We start from the raw sequence: 19,877 nt of genomic DNA, 5'->3' as shown, positions 1-19,877 counted from the left end.
CCCCACCACCGGAAAACAGAATGAAAGCAAGCGTCGCGATTGATGAGTTCATCGCCAGCCGAGACCATGGCGAGCACGAGCAACTTGCCCCGCATCACTACATTCTGACGCTTTACGGCCTGTTCGCCCGCCCCACCGGCGTCATCATTCCCGTGGCCAGCGTGGTCCAACTGCTGGCCGATCTGGGAGCTGAACCGTCCAGCGTGCGATCCGCCATCTCCCGACTCAAGAAAAAAGGTGTGCTGGTCAGCCAGCAAGCCGCCTCCGGTAAGGGCTATGCCTTGGCCGCCGAGCTGGAACCGCATATGCAAGCCGGTGACGAGCGGATTTTCTCTTCACCCTCCATGAATATTCGGGACCCCTGGCTGCTGGTTTCCTTCTCCGTTCCGGAAAGCGAACGTCAACATCGCCACAAGATTCGTACGGGCTTGGCCCGCATGGGTTTTGGCACGGTGAATGCGGGCCTGTATATAGGCCCGGCGCGCTTGCAGGCGGAAGCTGTCGAGTACATACGCGAGCACCAGCTCTGGCCCTATATTGAGCTGTTCACCTGTGAACCCAGTGGCCTGAGCGATATTCAGGAAAAGATTTCCCGCTGGTGGAATTGGGACAAGCTGGCCAATGAGTACCAGTCCTTTTTGAACTCGTATCAGCACGAGGTTGAAGTCTGGCAAACCGCTTTGCGCCAGGGCACGGGCGACCCTTTGGAAGCCTTCCGACTCTATATGCCCATGGTGACACGCTGGCGCCGACTGCCCTTTCTGGATCCTGGCCTGGCCCCCGAGCTATTGCCTGACAACTGGGTAGGCAATACGGCCCGCAAACTGTTTGGTGACTTGCATCGACTGCTTAGCCCCCTGAGCTCGCAACACGTGCAGCAAGCCATTCCAAACTGGAAGGCTCGCGGCACGGAGTAAGCCCTCTCCTTTCGTTACGCCCCTGCAAAGCGAGCGATGTCGCCCATCAAGTCCTGGGCGATACGTTCAAACCGCTCCTGCGTCACCCCCTGCATCATGGGTGCATCCTGCCAGGCCTGAAGGTTGCCAAACTGAAACGGCAAATCAAAACAATGCCCGCTAAATACCCCCTCAAGCGGGCTTTGTTCCGTGAAGTCATTCCAAACCACAGAATGCCCCGCAGCCTTCAAACTGGCCGCATACTGCGTGGGAAAACGCTGAAACTGCAACCAGGACGAAGCTGCCACCACTTGCTGATACGGCGTCAGGCCCGACTCTACTCCCTGATACGCCCCATTTCGCAGCAGGCAGTCTGGCAAATCCTCCACAGGCCATACACTCAAAGCCTGATCGACCTGCTCTTGCGTCGCCTGCCGATGAAAAGGCACATCAAAAAAGAACACCGAGGACTCTTGGGCTGTACAGCGCAGATACACCGCCTGTGCATGGCAGGCTTGCGCCGCCCAGTCAGGATTCAATAAATCCGGCGGCATCTCCGCACTGGCCACCGGCAAGAATGCCGAAGGAGCATAAGCCAAACGTGGCGGCTCTTTTTCCAAGGCCACCATGCCGTGCTGCATCAAGGTATCCACGTCCGCCGTCAGCCATTGATCACCCAGGCTTTGTCGCACGCGTTCCGTAGTTTTTCTTTGCTGCTCGGGCGACCACGGCGTGCGCGTTCCCATGCTGAGCAAAGCCACACGGTCAATCCAGCCTCGTGTGGACTCCAGCACGCTAAGCAAATGCGCATACCAGCCACCTGCCGATTGCCCCATCAAGGTGATCTTGTCCGGGTCGCCACCAAAGGCATGGATACGATCCTTCACCCACTGCAGCGCCAAGAGCAGGTCGGCTGCTGGCAAAGGCAAGTCGTTCGCTTGTGCATCACCCAAGTGTCCCAAGGCACCCAGACGATAATTGACATTGACCACCACCATGCCCTGCGCTGCTAGGCGGGTGCCGTCATACCAATCCAAAGAAGCGCCGCCACTCATCCAGGCACCGCCGTGGATAAAGAACAGCACGGGCAGACCTTGCGCTTGGGCGGGTGCCCACACATTCAGAAAATAAGCGTCTTCAGATTGCGGATTGGCACTGCCTGCGCCCATGACTGCAGCAAGGCGGCTGGGACGCTGCGGAAATACAGGCACCTGATCCAGCGATGTCGCTGCCACCCGACCCGTCGTCGCCCGCGCCGCTTCAAAACGGCGCGTGCCTTGGGCGTAACGCAGGCCATACCAGGCCTGCACCTCTACGCCATCAGCGCGACAACGACGCGAGGGAGCATTGATCAGCAATGTCGCCGTCATGGCTTAGAGCTTGTTGGAAATATAAGGCGTACCGGTCATGCCGTTGCCGTGCAGCTCGTATCCCATCGGCGCAGTAATCGAGGCATGGCGAGTACCTGTATTAATGTCACGCCACATGCGGCCCAGCAGACTGTTTTCCGCAAAGGAGGCCGTGCCATGCAACCAGCACAGATTATTCACGGCATCCACCAGTTCGTGTCCGGCATGGCCGATCCCGGCGCGGTGGCGGGCGCGTAGCTCCAAGGGCATCGGCACTGTGCCAGAGGCAGCAGCATCAATTTGAGCCGCAGCGCGTTCCAACAATAAGCGGGCACCATCAATCTGGATACTGGCCGTGCCCAGGTTCTGCACAAATGCCCCCGAATCCGACTGTTTCTTGTAATGGGTATAGGTAATGCCGCGTTTGCCACTGACGCCACTGGTGAAATCCACGGCAGCTTGAGCCGCTCCCAACGATGGTGCTTGAATGCAGGTCGACATGGTCAGGTGCGGCGTCAAACGACGGCCAAACGTAGCCAAGGGATCTTGCTCCTGCACATCACCCATCAATTGCTGAAACGTGATCAGACGCTCTTTGGGCACCCACAGGTTTTCAGCCACCATGGTGTTGGAGCCGGAACCGCGCATGCCGATGGTGTACCAGGTGTCCTGAATTTCAAACTCATCACGACGCATCAGCACAAAGCCCACGGTAGGCTCGACCAGCTCGCTTTCCTTGATGAACAGAATCCCCAATGCCCAGTCCGAGTGGTTGCTGTTCGAGGCAAAAGGCCACTTGCCCGTAATGCGCCAGCCATCACCATCCGGCGTTGCCGTACCTTGCGGCTGGGCAAAAATGGACGCGGCACGGATAGGGCCATCCGCAAACACCTCATCGAGCATGGCATCGCTAAAGCGGTTGGCCAACATCACCGAGCCATTCGAGATCACTACACACCAGGCGGCCGCCGGATCGTAATAGCCCACGGCGCTGGCGCACTGCAAGAGCATGTCCGCCCCACCCTCGTAACCGCCGTAGCGCTTCAAGGCCGAAATGCGCCAGGCCCCGGTGGATTCCAAAGCCTGAACCGCCTCATCCGACAACATGCGATTACGGTCTGCCTGAGGGGCCAGCTCGCGTAGCAACGGGCCGATTTCGTGAATGCGCCCCACAATCTCCTCGGTCTCCTGACGGGATGGTGCCTGGGTGACGGTGACCCGCTCGCGCTCGGCGACCAATGTAGCTCCTGTGATAGCCATAACTGCTCCTTAGAATTATTTGATATGGCAAATTTATAGCTATCGTTAGATAATCGCAATATTAATAATTATAGAAACCGTCAAAATTACTTATTTTATGCGATTTATCCGGGTTTTCACCTAGAAAAAATCACGATTTCTCATTATTTTTGATTGCATAAAACTAACGATCAAAAATAATTTGAGCATAAACAAGAAGAAAGAGACGGGAGCAGACCAGCCCGCCACAGCATGAGACGAAAAAAAACCGCCGACCCGAAGGTCGGCGGTTTTTCATGTAGAGAACCGGCTTTAACAGCCTGTTTTCATTACATGTTTTCGATCATGACATCGCCAAAACCGGAGCAGGACACTTGAGTAGCGCCTTCCATCAGACGGGCAAAGTCATATGTCACTTTACGCGAGGTGATAGATTTTTCCATGCTGGAGATGATCAGATCAGCAGCTTCAGTCCAGCCCATGTGACGCAGCATCATTTCAGCGGACAGGATCAGCGAACCTGGGTTCACGTAGTCTTTGCCAGCGTACTTGGGAGCGGTACCGTGGGTGGCTTCGAACATGGCCACGGAGTCGGACAGGTTGGCACCGGGGGCGATACCAATACCACCCACTTGAGCAGCCAGAGCGTCGGAGATGTAGTCGCCGTTCAGGTTCAGTGTGGCGATAACGTCGTACTCGGCAGGACGCAGCAGGATCTGTTGCAAGAAGGCATCAGCAATCGAATCCTTGACGATGATCTCGCGACCGGTCTTGGGATTCTTGAATTTGCACCATGGACCGCCGTCGATCAATTCAGCGCCGAATTCTTTTTGAGCCAGTTCGTAAGCCCAATCACGGAAGCCACCTTCGGTGAACTTCATGATGTTGCCCTTGTGAACGATGGTCACGGAAGAGCGATCGTTGTCGATGGCGTACTGGATGGCCTTGCGCACCAGGCGCTCGGTACCTTCGCGGGAAACAGGCTTGACACCGATACCGGAGGTATTGGGGAAGCGGATCTTGTTCACGCCCAGAGTGGTTTGCAGGAAGTCGATCAGCTTCTTGGCGCTTTCGGATTCAGCAGCAAATTCGATACCGGCGTAAATGTCTTCGGAGTTCTCGCGGAAAATGACCATTTCGGTCTTTTCTGGCTCACGCACAGGCGAAGGAACACCCTTGAAGTAGCGCACTGGGCGCAGGCAGACGTACAGGTCCAGTTGCTGACGCAGGGCCACGTTCAGGGAACGGATGCCGCCGCCAACGGGAGTCGTCAGAGGGCCTTTGATGGATACGACGTAGTCTTTAACGGCATCCAGCGTTTCTTCTGGCAGCCACACGTCGGAACCGTACACCTTGGTGGATTTTTCACCGGCGAACACTTCCATCCATTCGATCTTGCGCTTGCCGCCATAAGCTTTGGCAACAGCAGCGTCGACCACTTTGATCATGACAGGCGAAATATCCACGCCCGTACCATCACCCTCGATGTAAGGAATAATGGGTTGATCGGGAACATTCAGGGAAAAATCCGCGTTAACTGTAATTTTCTGCCCCGACGCGGGGATCTTGATATGCTGATAGGACATGGATGCTCCAGTTGTGCTCCAATATTAGGGATAGCTAAACACGGAACGCTTTTGCGTTTCCGAAGTCTTATATAAGAGTTTAACTTAATTCGCGCGTATTCAGGCACCTGTAAACTCAAAGCTTGCCAAAAATGCTTGCATTCTTGACAACTTATCCATTCTACACGGCCACGCTTGCGGCTTGTGCCGGCCAGACGCCCCCACAGTTTCCCGTAAAATGCGCGCCAAAGATTCGCATTTTCTGACTATTTTTTTCTCGATTCCACCATGTTCAACCCCTCTCGCGAGCAGGTTCGCCAATTTTTCATTGAAGCTTGGGACAAGCACCAAAGTGGTCATCTGCTGACCGCTCTGGAAACCATGGCGGTGGATCTGGTGCAACAGCACCCTGAGTACCACGACGATTTGCGCAACGCCGACGCCGTCAACCAGGACTATTCGGTGGAGCAAGGGCGCAGCAACCCTTTTCTGCACCTGTCCATGCACCTGGCCATCAACGAGCAACTGTCCATTGACCAGCCTCCGGGCATCAAGGGAGCTTATCAGCGCTTATTGACCAAGCACGACCAGCACGCCGCAGCGCATATCATCATGGAAGCGCTGGGCGAGGTGATCTGGGAAGCACAACGTCTGGGCACACCACTGAACAATGAGCGCTATATCGAATTGATCTTGCGCCACAGCACACGCGACTAGACGCCGCGAGCTGCTCTATTTTCTATTGCTCAACGGGCCGGGCTGACGCGACAGCCATACCGAGATGCTGTCGATATCAGCCTGACTCATGGTGTTGGCCATCGCCCCCATGACCGCATTCTTGCGAATATTGGCGGTAGCCGGCGCTCCGGCCTGACCGCGCTGATAGGCCATCAGGGCCTGCCGCAAATAATCCGCATGCTGGCCAGCCAGAATGGGATATTCCGGATTCAAGGGCGTTTTCGCATCGTCGCCATGACAGGATGCGCAATTCAGATTCTTCCAGGCTTCCCCGCCTGCCTTGACCAGATCTTCAGCGGCCATTGCCTGACCGGCCACCCCGACCATCAGCCCCATTGCCACCAGCAAGACTGTTTTTCTCATACGTGCCTCCCCGTCCTCAAGGTTTGTTGCCCGCGTAGTACGCGGCAATATCCGCCATGTCCTGTTCGGACAAGCTCAGCGCAATGGCTTGCATGGTGGGGAAGGTTCGGGCGCCGCTGGCATACTCCTTGAGTGCTGCTTCTATATAAGCAGCCCCCTGCCCGGCAATCATGGGAACGTGATAGACCTCGGGAAAACTGGCCTTGTAACCGGGCAAGCCATGACAGCCTATGCACATGGAGATCTTGTCGCGCGCCGCCTCGGGATTGGCCTTGATCGGCTCGGAATCCTGCGCCTGGGCTGCCCAGGGCAGACAGGAGCTTGAGGCCAGAAGAAAGAAAGAGACATACCGCTTCATTTGCAACTTCATCATCGCTATTCGCTTTGTCGTGGAGTTGAAAACGGTCCGGGTCAGGCTCTGCGTCTATTGCAGCAAAAGGTGAATCAACGCGACACCTGGCTCTGTGATGCTGACCGACGAGTACTGAGTCGATTGTATGATAATTGCCAAGGATGACTGATACTAGTATTTATACCCGAGTTTCTATTCTTGACAGATCAACATTTTAAGTACAAGTTTGAGCCGATTTATGACTACTACGACCCGTTTTGAAGGCACCGACCAGTACGTTGCCACCGATGACTTGAAGCTGGCCGTCAACGCCGCTTTGACGCTACAACGCCCTTTGTTGATCAAAGGCGAGCCGGGAACCGGCAAGACACTGCTGGCTTTGGAAGTGGCTCGCGCCCTAGGACGCCCCCTGCTGCAATGGCATATCAAGTCCACCACCAAGGCGCATCAGGGCCTGTATGAATATGATGCTGTCTCGCGTCTGCGCGACTCCCAGCTGGGCGATGAAAAAGTCCGCGACATTGGCAACTACATTGTGCAGGGCACGCTGTGGCAAGCCTTTGAGTCCGAAGAGCCCACTGTTGTTCTGATCGACGAAATCGACAAGGCCGACATCGAGTTCCCCAACGACTTGCTGCAGGAATTGGACCGCATGGAGTTTCATGTTTACGAAACTCGCCAAACCGTCAAGGCTCGTCATCGTCCCTTGATCATCATTACTTCCAATAACGAAAAAGACCTGCCCGACGCCTTCCTGCGCCGCTGTTTCTTCCATTACATCCGCTTTCCCGAGCGCGAGACCATGGAACAGATCGTGGCCGTGCACTACCCCAATCTGCGCAGCGACATCCTGTCCAGCGCCCTGGACACCTTCTTTGCCCTGCGTGACGTCCCTGGTCTGAAGAAGAAACCGTCCACCTCGGAATTTCTGGATTGGCTGCGTCTGCTGCTGGCCAACGACATTCCTTCCGATGCTCTGCACGAGCTGGATGAAGGCCTGCCCCCCATGGCCGGAGCCTTGCTGAAAAACGAACAGGACTTGTCCTTGATGCAGCGTCTGGCCGCCATGAGCCAACGCAGCCAACGCCGGAGCTGATATGCAAACAAGCGCTTTCTCCCAGCCATTGGTTCCCCTGACACTGGAAGGATGGGACGTACGTCTGGAGCCTTTGCAACTGGCGCATGTGGAATTGCTGGAAGCCGCCGCTGCCGATGGCGAGCTTTGGAATGTGCGCGTGACCAGCGTGCCCGCCCCCGGTCAGGCTCAGGGCTATGTACAAAAAGCACTGGACGGCCTGGAACAAGGCCATATGCTGCCCTTTCTTGTACGCGATCTGCGCACAGGCCGGGCTGTCGGCACGACACGCTATCACGATATTGTCACGCCGCTGGCCCGCCTGGAAATAGGCTACACCTGGTACGCCCGCAGCGCCCAGCGCAGCCACGTCAACACCGCGACCAAGCTGCTCTTGCTGCAACATGCCTTCGACACCCTGGGAGCCGCAGTCGTAGGCTGGCGCACCGACCACCTGAACTTCAAGTCCCAGCAAGCCATCACCCGCCTGGGAGCGCGTTTTGACGGGCGGGTCCGCCACCACGCCATCCGTCGCGACGGCACGATACGTGACACCATGTTCTACAGCCTGATGGCAGGCGAATGGCCCGATACCCGCGCCCACTTGCTGGACAAACTAAGGCAGCACGGCCATGTTGCTTGATTTCTTCTACCACCTGCGCGAACGCGGCCTGCCGGTTTCCATCCAGGAACACCTGACGCTGCTGGACGCATTGTGCAAAGGGATCATGCCCCCCACGCTGGACGACTTCTATCATCTGTCCAGACTGGTGCTGATCAAGGACGAAACGCTTTACGACCGCTTTGATCTGGCCTTTGGCGAGTTCTATCAACCGCAACTGGAAGCACTGGCCAAAGATAAAACCTTGCCCGAGGACTGGCTGCGCAAAACCCTGACGCGTAACCTGACCCCGGAACAAAAAGCCGCGCTGGAAAAACATGGTCTGGAAAAACTGCTGGAGATGTTCAAAGAGCGTCTGAAAGAGCAGCAAGGGCGACATGCAGGTGGCAACAAGTGGATCGGCACGGGCGGCTCATCCCCATTTGGACACGGCGGCTATCACCCCGAAGGTATCCGTATCGGCGGCCCTTCTGCGGGCAACCGTACCGCCATCAAGGTCTGGGAAAAGCGCGAGTTCGTGGATTACGACGACCAGCAGGAACTGGGCACACGCAACTTCAAGATGGCGTTGCGACGCCTGCGCCGCTTTGCGCGCCAGGGCGCCCCTACCGAGCTGGATCTGGACAGCACCATACGCGAGACGGCTCGCAATGCGGGCATGCTGGACCTGCAAATGCAGGCCGAGCGACAAAACCGCGTCAATGTGCTGATGCTGCTGGATATAGGCGGCAGCATGGATGACCACATTGCTCAGGTGGAATCCTTGTTCTCGGCCGCACGTTCCGAATTCAAACACCTGGAGGCATACTACTTCCATAACTGCGTGTATGAATCAGTCTGGCGGAACAATTCGCGCCGTCAAAGCGAGAGGTTGGAAACCTGGGATTTGCTGCGCAAGTACAACGAGGACTGGCGCATCATCATCGTGGGCGATGCCACCATGAGTCCTTACGAGATCATGGCTCCAGGTGGTTCCGTCGAGCACTACAACAAGGAAACTGGCGCGGCCTGGCTGCAACGCCTGAACGACCATTGGCCGCGTATTGCCTGGCTCAACCCGGAACCGCAGGCTTATTGGCCGTATCGCCAATCCATCGCCATCATCCAAAACCTGATGTCCGACCACATGTACCCCGTTACCAGTGCAGGGCTGGAAGAGGCGATGCGGTACTTGTCGCGGTAGCGTCAGACTTCTATCAAGCAGGAAATTAAAAGACCCGAATTTCGGGTCTTTTTTTACGACTAAAAAACCCGCAGAATCTTGCGACTGTGCGGGCTTTCCATCAGGCTTTGCTACTGCAGCGATCAACGACCTCTCTGACGCTGCAACATCCCGGCACGTTGTCGCTCCAGATCCTTGATCTGACTCTGCAATTCACGCAACTGCTCTCGGGCTTCACGCTCTTGTTCAGCCAGCGCCTGGGCTTCGCGGCGGGACTCCTCGCGCTGGGCGATGGCCAAGGCTTCCTGCTGACGCTGCAATGCCAGATCGTTCTGCAACACAGTCAGTTGGTCCGCGCTTTCATTCAATTGCTTTTCAGCCTTGGCAACTTCAGCCTGCAGCTTGATGCGCTCCAGATCGGCGGCAGCGTAGTCCACCGTGTCCTGACGGTACTGGGTGTACATACGTTCGGCCAGGGATTCGTCGGTGGTCTTGAAGACGCGCCAGAACTCACGCTGCTGGAACAGGGCCACGTAATAGGTCATGCTTTCGGCGGAGAACAACAGGCTGGCACCAAAGCGGCCGTTATAGGCGGTACGCAGCTCTTGTACGGCACGGGCCTGAATCAGCTGCTGCAGCTGAGCCACAGTGGTGTTGTGATAAGCCGGGGCCGCTGCGGGCGCAGGCGCAGCTGCTGGAGCCGCAACCGGGGCTACCTCTTCAACCTCTTGCTCTTGGGTTTGCGCCACCACGGGCCGCTCTGGTTCCTGTACCAAAGACACCGAGCTGCACGCTGACAATAAAAGAAGTCCTCCCATGGACAGCAACACCGCCGTCTTCTGACTAAGGTTCACCATACCCATCCCTTGATAATCAATTTTTTGTGTTTAGCTTGATACACAGAATCAGCCCGTATTCTAAACGCGGCTTGTCGCATCTTGTGCCTTTATGTTGAATTTGCGCATCTTTTCCCACAATACTTTACGAGAAATCCCTAATACGGCAGCGGTATCCTGACGTCGCCAGTTCTGTGTATCCAGAACCGAAATAATACGGGCACGTTCTTCCTGCTCCTGTGCACTCAGGCTGATGACGGGCTCGGGCCGCTCCAGAATAGGCGCATCATCAGGCAAGGCCAGGGCGGGTGCCATAACGGGGGCATTAAAGCGCTCCAGCACCTGTCGCAACTGCACTGACTCCCAAGCCCCAAACTGCTTGCTCATGACAGCAACGCGCTCAACCAGATTGGCCAGCTCACGCACATTGCCGTTAAAGCGCATGCTGCCCACCGCATCCAATACCCATTGAGGGATATCCTCGACATCACACTCCAGGGCCTGTTCCAGCAAGGCGCAGAAAATGGCGATTTTTTCCTGGGAGCCACGCTGCTCCAGATTCGGAATCAGCAGCTCCACCACGGCCAGACGGTAATACAGGTCTGCACGGAACTGGCCTTGTTGCACCAGCCCCAACAGGTTTTTGTTGGTGGCAGCCACCATACGAAAATCTACTGGGATCTGTTGTGTCGATCCCAGGCGCGTTACCGAACGCTGCTCCAGCACTCGTAGCAGCTTGACCTGCTGGTGCAAGGGCAAGTCCCCGATCTCATCCAGAAACAAGGTCCCTTGATCTGCCTGCTCAAAGTAGCCTTTATGGGCACCAATCGCACCCGTAAAAGCCCCTTTTGCATGGCCGAAGAAATGGGCCTCGAACAAACCTTCCGGAACCGCCCCGCAGTTGACGGGAACAAAGGGACCTTGAGCACGTGAAGAGCGCTCGTGCAGCAGCTGAGCAATGCGCTCTTTGCCCACACCTGTTTCGCCATGAATCAGGACACTGGCCCCGCTATCGGCATACATATCGGCTTCAGCAATCAGGGCCCGCATCACAGGCGATACGGCTACTAATGGTTGGGGGCCGCCCTGCCCTTCGCGCTCGACCTGTGCGGTCAGTCCGGCCAGCTTGGCGACCAGCGTGCGCAGTTCAGCCTGACTAAAGGACAGGGGCAAGGTATAGGAGTAGGCCGAGGGGTAAAAACGCGGGTCGTAACCTCGGTCCTCCGAGGCCACCCAGATCACCGGAATGGCGTGCTCGACCAGCCACTGGTGCTGCTCAAAACGCCCTTGCGCCATCACACTGACGGACACCAGTGCCACCGCATGGCGCGTGGGATGACGCTCGGCATCCAGCACCAGGGAAGGCTCTACGCGCATGACCGCTACCGAGCTGGGTTCCATGGCACGCTCAGCGCGCGTCACCAGATCGGAGCTGCCCTCCCAGACGTATAAAACAGGTTCATTACCCATAAAGCTGACACTCATTGCTGTGTTCGCCTCCCGCCCTATTGCACCAGATAGGCAGTACCACACTGCACATCGTGAAGTTTCACATCAGCCTCGACCAGGCTCAGGCCCAGCAGCTTCAACAGTTCTTCCAGCAGCGCGCTCAAGCCTTGCAATACAGGGTCCAGCAACGCGACAACCAGACTTAATACGGCACCAACCAGGTTGGAGTCTTTAAAGACCAATACCTCAACCGCACCTGTCCGGCACTCGCGCATCGCTTGCTGACCACCAATACCACCGATCACGCAGGCCAGATCACTCAAGGGCGCGCCCAGCAGGGTTGTCAGCAAATTATCGACAAAGCCCAGAGTTCCGCCCAGCACACCAATTAAGCCGTTCTGGCTCATGGTTCGAGACAATTGCTCCATGCGCTCCTTGGACCAGTTCATCTCGTTCACAACAGCCGACACTGAGCGACCTGCCCCATCCCCCACCAGACTTTCTGCCATCTGACGCTTGCCGGATGCACCGCTCCAGGGTGTGTTCAGCAAGTCACCCAAAATGCCCGACAGAACCGCATCAGAGAGCAGGCGCACACTGCGGGACAAGTCCAGCTGGGTCGCGTTGACAGTTGCCTCTGACGGCTCGCCCGGAGGCGCGGTCAGGGTCACATGCACCGGTTTTTTGGTATCAATCAAGGGCAAGGTGACCTTGGCTGTCAACGGCAGGATACCCAACACATTGATGACACGATGGCGCTGAATTTGCCCGAAGGATTCATCCTTGCAGCTATTGCTGGTCGAAAAGAAATCCGAATGCGGGAACTTGCCCAGACACACGTTCACCAGCGAGGAGCTGACCGCAATCGTGGCCTGATTCTCGGCAATCGGTGCGCGGCAAATATTGACCAATTCACCCGTGGCTTGGGACAGCTCAATAATGACTGGCAAGCTGACTTCAGTTCCCAGCACTTTCAAGATCGGGCCTGCCAATGGGATCTTGGACGTGTCCAGATTCAGATAGACACGCACACCCGCCGAGTTCGCTTTGGTGCCTATCCCGCCCATAGCGATACTGGGTGGTTCCACAACCCGCACTCGCAGATCCAGTGCGTTATTGAACATATTGGTCAAACCGGAAGGCAGTGCAGTCAGATTCAGATCAATCAAGTTCTGGCCGTTGGCCACTACCAAGCCGGTATTGACCAGTTGCAGCACGTCCAGATTCACATTCAAAGCCGACAAGGGATCGACGCCATCGATCAAGGCCAGAATACCGCCATCACCCAGCAACTTGACGGGCAGATCCAGAGGACCAACACCTAGCAGCAAGCGGATGTATTCCTGCAAGGCCCCCACATCCAGGCCCAATGTTTTCTGCTGATCCAGCAAATCCAGGCTGGCGCTAAGCAGATCCGCCAAAGTCAGCTGCTCCAGTCGCGCCAACTCCTCCGGCGTACCCACACCCGCGATCACCGTTGCAGGCAGCCCCAAGGCTTTCAACAAGCCGGAAGGCGTGATCTTGGCATTGACCAGACCGGCCGAATCCAGCACCGTCAATTGATCGGGACGCAGGCCCACGCCACGCAGCAGGTTATAGACCAGGCCATTGCGTTTCAAGGACAAAAGGCGACTGCCCACGGAGAAGGTCGCAACCGGCTCACTGTTCTTGGCGGTGGCAACCGCCTCAATCACCGAGGAAGTAAAGAAAGGGAACAAGGAAGGCGGCTGATAGCTCAAATGCACGCGCACGGAATCAGCGGGCAAGGCAGAAACAAAACGCTGGGCCGGATCACTGTGGCTACTATTCCATTTACCGCAAAGGACTTTGGCGCCATCGCCTGTCAAACCCGCAGCAGGCGAATCGGGCTGGCTATTCAGGCTGAACCTGGCCATGCTTTCACCTTGCTGGCAACCCAGCGCATCCCCGGAACCCAAAGCCTGCGCCCCCGCCAGTGCAGCCAGGTCAGCCGCGTTTTGCAGCCCCCGCTTCACATGGAAGTTATGTCCCAGGTGCGCCGCACCCAGCAACACCAGCCCCACCAGCAACGCGGCGGCCGCAGGCACAATAATGGAACCTTGCTGCTTGTGCGCCTGCTCGTTCCGGGTTCGAGTTCTTCCCCATTTCATCTCGCTCTCCTGACCCGCTCCAGCCCTGTGGGCTTTAATCACTACCGTTTGTTTTGATGCGCTCTTTCATGTACTCGGGGATGGGATGCTTGAAACTGTTCAAGTAACGCTCCCAGGCCAGATTCGCTGCCGCACCATGCACGGGCAAGACCTTGCCTTCCCGGTCCGGATCCGCCTGCATGCTGAGCAGGCTGCGGGTATCCGGGCCGACCTCGATACGTGGCGGAATATGACGACGCTCGTTTTGTACATGCACAGGCAGGCCTTCCACTTCAGGCCAAGGGTGGACTTCCTCATCACTCAAGCGGTACTTCTCGTAAGGCTGACGTTCAGCGGGCGCTGTTTCCGCCGCCGGAGCGGCCGGTGTATGCACCCCCTGATTGCCGGCTGCTGCCGGGCTGGTGCTGACCGGGTAGGTGCTGGTGCCTGAAACCATGGTTCCTGTCAGCGGAGCTTGTGTCTGCGCCCAGGCACTACTGGCCATCAACAAGGTGCAGCAGGCCAAAATGCGGGATCGGTTCATTGCGATATCCTTGAAAAAACGGCAATCAATTCATTGACGAGGACACAGGGCCCAGACTTTCCAGCAAGGGGCGATTCAAGCCCGCTTGCGTAGACGACACTACGACTGCTGCTGGACGAGCCACCGCCGGATTTTGAGCCTGAGCGGATCGATTCAAGACCACTTGCCCCATTGGCGCCGGGCTTGCCGGACTCAATGCCACCGCCTGAGCTCTGGCCTGCTCATCCTTTGCAGCCGCTGCCATGCGCAGCTCTTGTTGTTTCTGCATTTGCTGACGGGCGTGCAATTGCTCCAGATCCTGTCCAATTTGTTCTGCCATCTGCACAATGGCTTGCTGGGTTGCGGCGTCCATACCCGCTTGCTGCATCACAAAGCCAGCCCGTTGCGTTTCCTGGCTGACCAGCAAATACAAGGCCATATTGCTCAAGATCTTGGGGTTGTCCGGAGCCAGTTCGGCCGCCTTGCCCAGGGCCAGACGCGCCTCCTGAGGGCGACCCGAGCGCAAGTAGGCATAGGCCAGATCACTTTGCACAATTGCATTGGTCGGATCTTGCTGCGCCGCCTGCTTCAGAAAATGAGCGGCCTGATCAAAGTGCTGTTGCGACCCTGCAATCAAGCCCAAGCCCTGATAGGCCTGGCCGGCGACTGGCGTGTTCAGCAAAGCCTTGAAGGTCTGGGCAGCTTGTTCCAACTGGCCGGTTTGACGCTGCGCTTCAGCCCGCAACACCATGACTTCGGGATCCGCTCCGTACTCTTTTTCCATGGCCTCGGCATAGGCCAGGGACGCAAAGTAACGCCCCTGCTTTTGCGTCTCTTGCAGCATGCGTACCGCCATCTGCTTGTCAGTGGGTTTGCGTTTTTCCCAATGCTCGATTTCCTTGCTCTGCAAAAAGGCTTCCTGCTCCTGTTGCTGACGCACCAGCTCGTAAGCCGAATCCGTGGTGGAACACGCCACCAGCAAGGTGCTGCTCAAACCCAGTGCGGCCCAGCGCATCACGGGACGAATCCATCTCGACGTTTTCATCAAAGTCATCCTCCGGCCACTTGGCTCAAGCCACGGAACAAGGCCAGAAAACCTGACCCTGCAGTAATGATCAACAAGGCAGGCAACAAGGTCAGCACCATGACGCCCGTCATCTTCACAGTCAACTTGCCCACCTTGGCCTTCAGTTCCAGACGGCGCTGCTCTCGCAGACGCACACCGAAGCGGTGCAAGGGTTCTTGCATGGCGCCCCCGTGCTGATCCACTTGCACAATCAGACGGCAAATCACGGCCAGATCCTCGTTGGTAAAGCCGCTGGCAATGCGCTCCAGGGACTGTTCACGAGTACGGCCACGGGCATATTGCTCAACTGCAATCGTCAGCTCGGAACCCATGACGGGAATCACGTCGTGAAACTCGCGCTCAATGGTGTGCAAGGTCTGGTCCATGGACAGGCCCACGCCTTGCAGCAAACGCAGCAGGTCCACAAACAGGGGCAGCTCGGCAGCGATACGCAGACGACGCTGCGAGACTCGGCGTGCCAGCCACCATTTGGGCAGCATCCAGCCCAGGGCAAAGCCAATGAATACGGACACAAACGGCACATATTCATTCAGCCTGCGAGTCATGGGCAGCAAGCTGAACACAACAATCAGGAGAAGGCTCAGCCCCACTCGACTCAAGACGAAATACTGCCGCGCCACGTCAATATGCTTGAAGCCGGCATTCATGATGAGCACGCGGTCCTCTTCGCTAAGCAGACTGGAGCCGAAGCGCCCTTTCAGCCAGCGCTCCCCCAGACTGCCTGCCTGGATCTTGATCTGTTCCACCGTCTGACGAGACTGGCTGGGCGCTTGCGACGTATGTGGCGCACCCTTCAGGCGTTCATCAACGACCTGGCTCAAGCGCATGGCTTGCTGACGCTGCTGCCAATGGTTGTGAAACCACAAGGCAAACAGAATCAGGCCAGCCAGAGCGCAAGCCACGGCTCCCCAGACCAGAACGGTTTGTGCTTCCAAGGCCATCATGTCTTGCTCCTAGACATTGCGTGCCATCCAATACAGCCAATAACAACCCACACACTGCAGGACTGCTGCGAACAGCAGCATGCGAAAACCCACCGGGTCGTTCCACATGGTCAGAAACAGCTCGTTATTGAAAATCAGAATGTAGACACCGATCAGGATCGGCAATAAAGCCAGAATCCAGGCAGACAGACGCACTTCCGCTGACAAAGCCACCAGCTCGCTGCGCGCGTTTTCCCGGTCACGCATGAAGCCCGCCATACGTTCCATGGTCTGGTCACTGCGTCCACCAAAACGCATGGCCACGCTGATCACGGCAGCCACCAGAAACAGCTCGTGCAATCCATGCTGACGCGACACCGCACGCAAGGCCACATCCAGATCCTGCCCCGAACGATGCAGGGAGTTCGCGTCCTGCAACACCTGCCCCAACGGTTGCGGCGTGTTGTCCGCAGCATTCAAAAAGGCAGCGCCCATACTGTTGCCAATGGTGATCAGTCGCACCATCAGATCCAGAAAGTCAGGAATTTGCGACACGATTTTGCGGTGACGCTTATCGCTGCGGAACCACAAAAAGGTATAGGCTCCCAACACCGTCGCGATAAGCATGGCGACCCCCGTCACGGGGCCAACCAAGGCCAGCAATACGGCAGGCGGCACCACAATGCCCAACAAAAGGGTCAGATAAAAACGCTGCGATGGCTGAATGCCGGTACGCAGCATGAATTCCCGCCACCCCTTGGGTGCCCCCAGCCAGGCATCCTGGGGACTGGGCTGGGCTCTTACGCTGCTCTGTACCGCCGGACGCAAGGCCAACTGCTGTTCCAGCACCTGCGCTGAACGCTGGGCCTGCTGACGCTGCGCGCCTTTGGCCCAGAGCAGCACAGCGCCCAGCATCAGAATCACAGCCGCCAGTGCGATATACAAAGCCATCATTTAGCGTCTCCAATCCCAGAAACCACCACCTTCTTTAGGCGTGTTTTCCTGGGCCTGAACCTGCTCGTTAGCCAGTTGATCGCGGTACTGCATCAACTTGCGGGTATGTGGATGAATACCCAGGCTGGCCCAGCGATCCTGTTCGGTGCCGTCGTCCAGCACATAGGATTCGTGGCGATACAGCTCCTGCATGGCAATCACGCCATCGCCCATGCCGGTGATTTCAGTAATGGACAGCACCCGGCGCTTGCCATTGGGCAAACGACCAATCTGAATAATGAAGTCCAGCGCACTGGCAATCTGCCTGCGCAAGCTGTCTTCACTACCCTGAAAACCCGCAAAACCGGCCAGCATTTCCACGCGATACACACATTCGCGTGGCGAGTTGGCGTGGATAGTGGCCATGGAGCCTTCGTGGCCGGTATTCATGGCTTGCAGCATGTCGATGACCTCGGCACCCCGCACCTCACCCACGACCACGCGGTCTGGTCGCATACGCAAGCTGTTGCGCAAGAGTTCGCGGATCGAGATTTCACCACTGCCGTCATACCCGGCCTGACGCGCTTCCAGACGCACCACGTGGGGGTGGTTCAAAGCCAGTTCGGCGGTATCTTCTACCGTTACGACGCGCTCGGTTTTGGGGATGTAAAAAGCCAAGGCATTGAGCAAGGAAGTCTTGCCCGAACTGGTTCCTCCAGAGATGAGGATATTGCAACGCGATCTCACCGCGGCTTGCAGCAGGCGATCCACCGGCTCGTCAAATGCACCCAAACGCATCAGGTCTTCGGGTTTTAAGGGGTCCTTGCGGAACTTACGGATGGAGACCATAGGACCATCCACCGCCAGGGGATGAATGACCACGTTCAGGCGGCCACCATCGGGCAAGCGGGCATCCACCATCGGGACCGACTCGTCCAGTCTGCGTCCCAACGGAGCCAGAATACGGCGCACGATACGCAGCACGTGCTGGTCATCCGTAAACCCACTGGGTTCTTGGCCCAGCACGCCGCCGCGCGACACAAACAGCTTGTCGTAGCCGTTGATCAAAATATCCTCAACCGCCGGATCTTCCAGCAGGTCTTCCAACGGCCCCAGGCCCGCCAGTTCACGGGTCAGCGCCTGCACGATCTCGCGCACTTCCTGTTCGTTGACGGGCACCCGTTTCAAACGTACAAAGCTGGCCAGTTCAATGCCAACAAAATCCTGTATGGCCTGCCGTGTCCAGCGGCCAAACTCGGCCCCCAGCTCTTCGATGCGGGCCAGCAAATGTTCATGAGCCTGTTCCCGGACCTGAATCAGGTCGGGACGCCCACCGAGCAATGAAGTATTGTTCATGCCTTACTTTTCCATGCTTGGGCCTGTTCAGCCCCCGAACCTGAATTTCAACCGCCCCAGAACCGTACTGACCTTGTTCTGCGACAGCCCCTGCCTGCGCCCCGCCAAACCCGATGCCAGACTTTGCAAGGCACGGGTATACGGGTCCTTCTCATCAACTTGCACCAGAATCTTGCCCAGGCTCGCGCTGCGCATATGCCCAAGACGCCGATCCGGCAGCACGGCCGCCAAATCCAGATCAAAGCGCTCTGCAATGGCTTGCCCTGAAAAGCCGTAAGCCGGATCAAACTGATTCACGACCAGACGCACATTGGCCAGCGCATCGAACTGCGCGCGCAAGGCCATGAATTCGGCCAGGGACACCAGGGCTCCCATGCTTTGGTCAGTTACCACCAACACCTCGTCCACCAGCGATTCCAGTTCCACCAGAAAGCGCGGGTTGGGAAAACCACCAGCATCAATCACCAGGCAGCCCATGCGTTCACGCAAATAACTGCACAGACCCAGCGAATCTTCCAGACTGATTTGATTCAAGGTATTCACGTCGGCTGGCAAAGACAGCAGGTTCAAACCGCTGCTGTGCTGCGCCAATGCCGAATGCAGCATGGTGTCGTCCATGCGATGACGCTGTGAGGCCGCCTGAATGAAATCAAAATTCGAACCCAGGCCCATGTACAAGGCGCAGTCCCCTGTCGGTGCGCCCAGGTCCAGCAAACCGACTCGCTCGGGCAGCGGCACCAGCTCAACCGGCAGGGGCTTGGCCGAGGACACACCACGGACTTCCTTGCCCATGCGGTTCATCTCTTGCTGCAAGAGCCAGGCCAGGCTGCTGGCGGCGGTGCTGCAACCGACTCCAATACGCGCCCCCAACAACAAGACACTGCGAAAGGGTTTATCCAGCAAGGGGCTGTGCTGGGTCTGGCCCATTTTTTCAATCAACACCTGCAACTGATGATGCAGGTCTTCATTCGTATCCAGATTCAGAAACTCATTGGCGCCTGCGCGCAAGGCATTCACCGGGCCCTGCGGCACCGAAGCCCGTCCCACCGCCACACGCTGCACACTGGCATCGAGCCGAGCCAAACTGCGCACCAAGGTCACTATCTGTCCGTTCTCTTCCCCATGCTGCCCATGAACAAAGTCAAAAAACACCAAGGGTTCCGCTTGCTTGGCCAGCTCCCGGCGCAAACTCTCGGGCGTAGGCTCAATCGCCCTTACCGTCAGCAGCCCGGCGGCTGCCGTGTTGATCATCACAGCCAGCTCGGGGTGCTCTGTACACAAGAGATATTCCCGGTATCGTT

At 57.2% G+C, this 19,877-nt stretch carries 19 protein-coding genes; 5 read left to right on the top strand and 14 right to left on the bottom strand.

The window, feature by feature from the left end; all coding sequences use genetic code 11:
- The first annotated feature begins 20 nt into the window (after window positions 1-20).
- Complete coding sequence (locus Q9R35_RS00625) at window positions 21-917, top strand: PaaX family transcriptional regulator C-terminal domain-containing protein (RefSeq protein ID WP_052363022.1); 897 nt, start codon at window positions 21-23, stop codon at window positions 915-917.
- Between the two features lie 14 nt (window positions 918-931).
- Here Q9R35_RS00625 and Q9R35_RS00620 read toward each other — a convergent pair whose 3' ends face one another.
- The 3 genes from Q9R35_RS00620 to icd form a co-directional block, all read right to left on the bottom strand.
- The gene (locus Q9R35_RS00620; protein ID WP_042488353.1) at window positions 932-2,266 is read right to left on the bottom strand and encodes a carboxylesterase family protein; all 1,335 of its coding nucleotides are present in this window, start codon (window positions 2,264-2,266) and stop codon (window positions 932-934) included.
- Between the two features lie 3 nt (window positions 2,267-2,269).
- Entirely contained in the window at window positions 2,270-3,505 is a 1,236-nt protein-coding gene (locus Q9R35_RS00615) for an acyl-CoA dehydrogenase (protein ID WP_042488355.1), read from the bottom strand.
- A gap of 308 nt (window positions 3,506-3,813) precedes the next feature.
- Window positions 3,814-5,070, bottom strand: a complete 1,257-nt coding sequence (gene icd, locus Q9R35_RS00610; protein WP_042488358.1) for an NADP-dependent isocitrate dehydrogenase — start codon at window positions 5,068-5,070, stop codon at window positions 3,814-3,816.
- Between the two features lie 267 nt (window positions 5,071-5,337).
- Here icd and Q9R35_RS00605 point away from each other — a divergent pair, with 267 nt between their 5' ends.
- Window positions 5,338-5,766 (top strand): DUF1841 family protein, encoded by a 429-nt coding sequence (locus tag Q9R35_RS00605; RefSeq protein ID WP_045930267.1) that lies wholly within the window; start codon window positions 5,338-5,340, stop codon window positions 5,764-5,766.
- Window positions 5,767-5,781: 15 nt separating this feature from the next.
- On the opposite strand, the gene Q9R35_RS00600 is transcribed toward Q9R35_RS00605, so the two are convergent.
- Window positions 5,782-6,150 (bottom strand): c-type cytochrome, encoded by a 369-nt coding sequence (locus Q9R35_RS00600; RefSeq protein ID WP_311219180.1) that lies wholly within the window; start codon window positions 6,148-6,150, stop codon window positions 5,782-5,784.
- 16 nt (window positions 6,151-6,166) lie between these two features.
- On the bottom strand, window positions 6,167-6,523 hold the full coding sequence (locus Q9R35_RS00595) for a c-type cytochrome (protein ID WP_009456766.1): 357 nt from the start codon (window positions 6,521-6,523) through the stop codon (window positions 6,167-6,169).
- Window positions 6,524-6,740: 217 nt separating this feature from the next.
- Between Q9R35_RS00595 and Q9R35_RS00590 the strand changes: the two genes are divergently transcribed.
- Genes Q9R35_RS00590 through Q9R35_RS00580 form a run of 3 tightly spaced genes read left to right on the top strand, consistent with a single transcriptional unit; the run spans window position 6,741 to window position 9,382 of the window.
- Entirely contained in the window at window positions 6,741-7,598 is an 858-nt protein-coding gene (locus Q9R35_RS00590; RefSeq protein WP_311219179.1) for a MoxR family ATPase, read from the top strand.
- A 1-nt stretch (window position 7,599) separates the two neighbouring features.
- Window positions 7,600-8,220, top strand: coding sequence for a GNAT family N-acetyltransferase (locus Q9R35_RS00585; RefSeq protein WP_086068419.1), 621 nt, complete (start codon window positions 7,600-7,602; stop codon window positions 8,218-8,220).
- Complete coding sequence (locus tag Q9R35_RS00580) at window positions 8,210-9,382, top strand: VWA domain-containing protein (RefSeq protein WP_063691242.1); 1,173 nt, start codon at window positions 8,210-8,212, stop codon at window positions 9,380-9,382. The genes Q9R35_RS00585 and Q9R35_RS00580 overlap by 11 nt, the downstream gene beginning before the upstream one ends.
- Window positions 9,383-9,504: 122 nt before the next feature.
- Here Q9R35_RS00580 and Q9R35_RS00575 read toward each other — a convergent pair whose 3' ends face one another.
- From Q9R35_RS00575 to Q9R35_RS00535, 9 genes are read right to left on the bottom strand one after another with little or no spacing between them, the layout of a single operon-like run.
- Window positions 9,505-10,218: a DUF2968 domain-containing protein gene (locus Q9R35_RS00575; RefSeq protein ID WP_045930406.1), complete on the bottom strand. Its 714-nt coding sequence runs from the start codon at window positions 10,216-10,218 to the stop codon at window positions 9,505-9,507.
- 60 nt (window positions 10,219-10,278) lie between these two features.
- Complete coding sequence (locus Q9R35_RS00570) at window positions 10,279-11,682, bottom strand: sigma 54-interacting transcriptional regulator (protein ID WP_042488373.1); 1,404 nt, start codon at window positions 11,680-11,682, stop codon at window positions 10,279-10,281.
- Between the two features lie 20 nt (window positions 11,683-11,702).
- Window positions 11,703-13,775: a pilus assembly protein TadG-related protein gene (locus tag Q9R35_RS00565; RefSeq protein WP_311219178.1), complete on the bottom strand. Its 2,073-nt coding sequence runs from the start codon at window positions 13,773-13,775 to the stop codon at window positions 11,703-11,705.
- Between the two features lie 34 nt (window positions 13,776-13,809).
- Entirely contained in the window at window positions 13,810-14,298 is a 489-nt protein-coding gene (locus tag Q9R35_RS00560) for a DUF3613 domain-containing protein (protein WP_311219177.1), read from the bottom strand.
- 25 nt (window positions 14,299-14,323) lie between these two features.
- Window positions 14,324-15,322, bottom strand: a complete 999-nt coding sequence (locus tag Q9R35_RS00555; protein WP_052363026.1) for a tetratricopeptide repeat protein — start codon at window positions 15,320-15,322, stop codon at window positions 14,324-14,326.
- Window positions 15,323-15,327: 5 nt separating this feature from the next.
- Entirely contained in the window at window positions 15,328-16,308 is a 981-nt protein-coding gene (locus tag Q9R35_RS00550) for a type II secretion system F family protein (RefSeq protein WP_125303489.1), read from the bottom strand.
- 9 nt (window positions 16,309-16,317) lie between these two features.
- A complete protein-coding gene (locus tag Q9R35_RS00545) occupies window positions 16,318-17,241 on the bottom strand; it encodes a type II secretion system F family protein (protein WP_197313508.1) in 924 nt (307 codons plus the stop codon).
- Window positions 17,242-18,576 (bottom strand): CpaF family protein, encoded by a 1,335-nt coding sequence (locus Q9R35_RS00540; protein WP_042488385.1) that lies wholly within the window; start codon window positions 18,574-18,576, stop codon window positions 17,242-17,244.
- 27 nt (window positions 18,577-18,603) lie between these two features.
- Complete coding sequence (locus Q9R35_RS00535) at window positions 18,604-19,857, bottom strand: pilus assembly protein CpaF (RefSeq protein WP_311219176.1); 1,254 nt, start codon at window positions 19,855-19,857, stop codon at window positions 18,604-18,606.
- Between the last annotated feature and the right edge of the window lie 20 nt (window positions 19,858-19,877).

Origin of the sequence: Alcaligenes sp. AB3 (genome assembly GCF_031844565.1) — a bacterium.
Classification (GTDB): domain Bacteria; phylum Pseudomonadota; class Gammaproteobacteria; order Burkholderiales; family Burkholderiaceae_B; genus Alcaligenes; species Alcaligenes faecalis.
Note: the sequence above shows the minus strand (reverse complement) of the source record. Positions and strands in the feature narration are given on the sequence as shown.

What these genes read in the sequence shown, in the direction of transcription:
- Q9R35_RS00615 (WP_042488355.1), bottom strand. Translation starts at nt 3,505, where the DNA reads ATGGCTATCACAGGAGCTACATTGGTCGCCGAGCGCGAGCGGGTCACC.
- Q9R35_RS00550 (WP_125303489.1), bottom strand. Translation starts at nt 16,308, where the DNA reads ATGATGGCCTTGGAAGCACAAACCGTTCTGGTCTGGGGAGCCGTGGCT.
- Q9R35_RS00545 (WP_197313508.1), bottom strand. Translation starts at nt 17,241, where the DNA reads ATGATGGCTTTGTATATCGCACTGGCGGCTGTGATTCTGATGCTGGGC.
- Q9R35_RS00585 (WP_086068419.1), top strand. Translation starts at nt 7,600, where the DNA reads ATGCAAACAAGCGCTTTCTCCCAGCCATTGGTTCCCCTGACACTGGAA.
- Q9R35_RS00570 (WP_042488373.1), bottom strand. Translation starts at nt 11,682, where the DNA reads ATGAGTGTCAGCTTTATGGGTAATGAACCTGTTTTATACGTCTGGGAG.
- Q9R35_RS00590 (WP_311219179.1), top strand. Translation starts at nt 6,741, where the DNA reads ATGACTACTACGACCCGTTTTGAAGGCACCGACCAGTACGTTGCCACC.
- Q9R35_RS00565 (WP_311219178.1), bottom strand. Translation starts at nt 13,775, where the DNA reads ATGAAATGGGGAAGAACTCGAACCCGGAACGAGCAGGCGCACAAGCAG.
- icd (WP_042488358.1), bottom strand. Translation starts at nt 5,070, where the DNA reads ATGTCCTATCAGCATATCAAGATCCCCGCGTCGGGGCAGAAAATTACA.
- Q9R35_RS00605 (WP_045930267.1), top strand. Translation starts at nt 5,338, where the DNA reads ATGTTCAACCCCTCTCGCGAGCAGGTTCGCCAATTTTTCATTGAAGCT.
- Q9R35_RS00625 (WP_052363022.1), top strand. Translation starts at nt 21, where the DNA reads ATGAAAGCAAGCGTCGCGATTGATGAGTTCATCGCCAGCCGAGACCAT.
- Q9R35_RS00560 (WP_311219177.1), bottom strand. Translation starts at nt 14,298, where the DNA reads ATGAACCGATCCCGCATTTTGGCCTGCTGCACCTTGTTGATGGCCAGT.
- Q9R35_RS00540 (WP_042488385.1), bottom strand. Translation starts at nt 18,576, where the DNA reads ATGAACAATACTTCATTGCTCGGTGGGCGTCCCGACCTGATTCAGGTC.
- Q9R35_RS00555 (WP_052363026.1), bottom strand. Translation starts at nt 15,322, where the DNA reads ATGAAAACGTCGAGATGGATTCGTCCCGTGATGCGCTGGGCCGCACTG.
- Q9R35_RS00575 (WP_045930406.1), bottom strand. Translation starts at nt 10,218, where the DNA reads ATGGTGAACCTTAGTCAGAAGACGGCGGTGTTGCTGTCCATGGGAGGA.
- Q9R35_RS00595 (WP_009456766.1), bottom strand. Translation starts at nt 6,523, where the DNA reads ATGATGAAGTTGCAAATGAAGCGGTATGTCTCTTTCTTTCTTCTGGCC.
- Q9R35_RS00580 (WP_063691242.1), top strand. Translation starts at nt 8,210, where the DNA reads ATGTTGCTTGATTTCTTCTACCACCTGCGCGAACGCGGCCTGCCGGTT.
- Q9R35_RS00600 (WP_311219180.1), bottom strand. Translation starts at nt 6,150, where the DNA reads ATGAGAAAAACAGTCTTGCTGGTGGCAATGGGGCTGATGGTCGGGGTG.
- Q9R35_RS00620 (WP_042488353.1), bottom strand. Translation starts at nt 2,266, where the DNA reads ATGACGGCGACATTGCTGATCAATGCTCCCTCGCGTCGTTGTCGCGCT.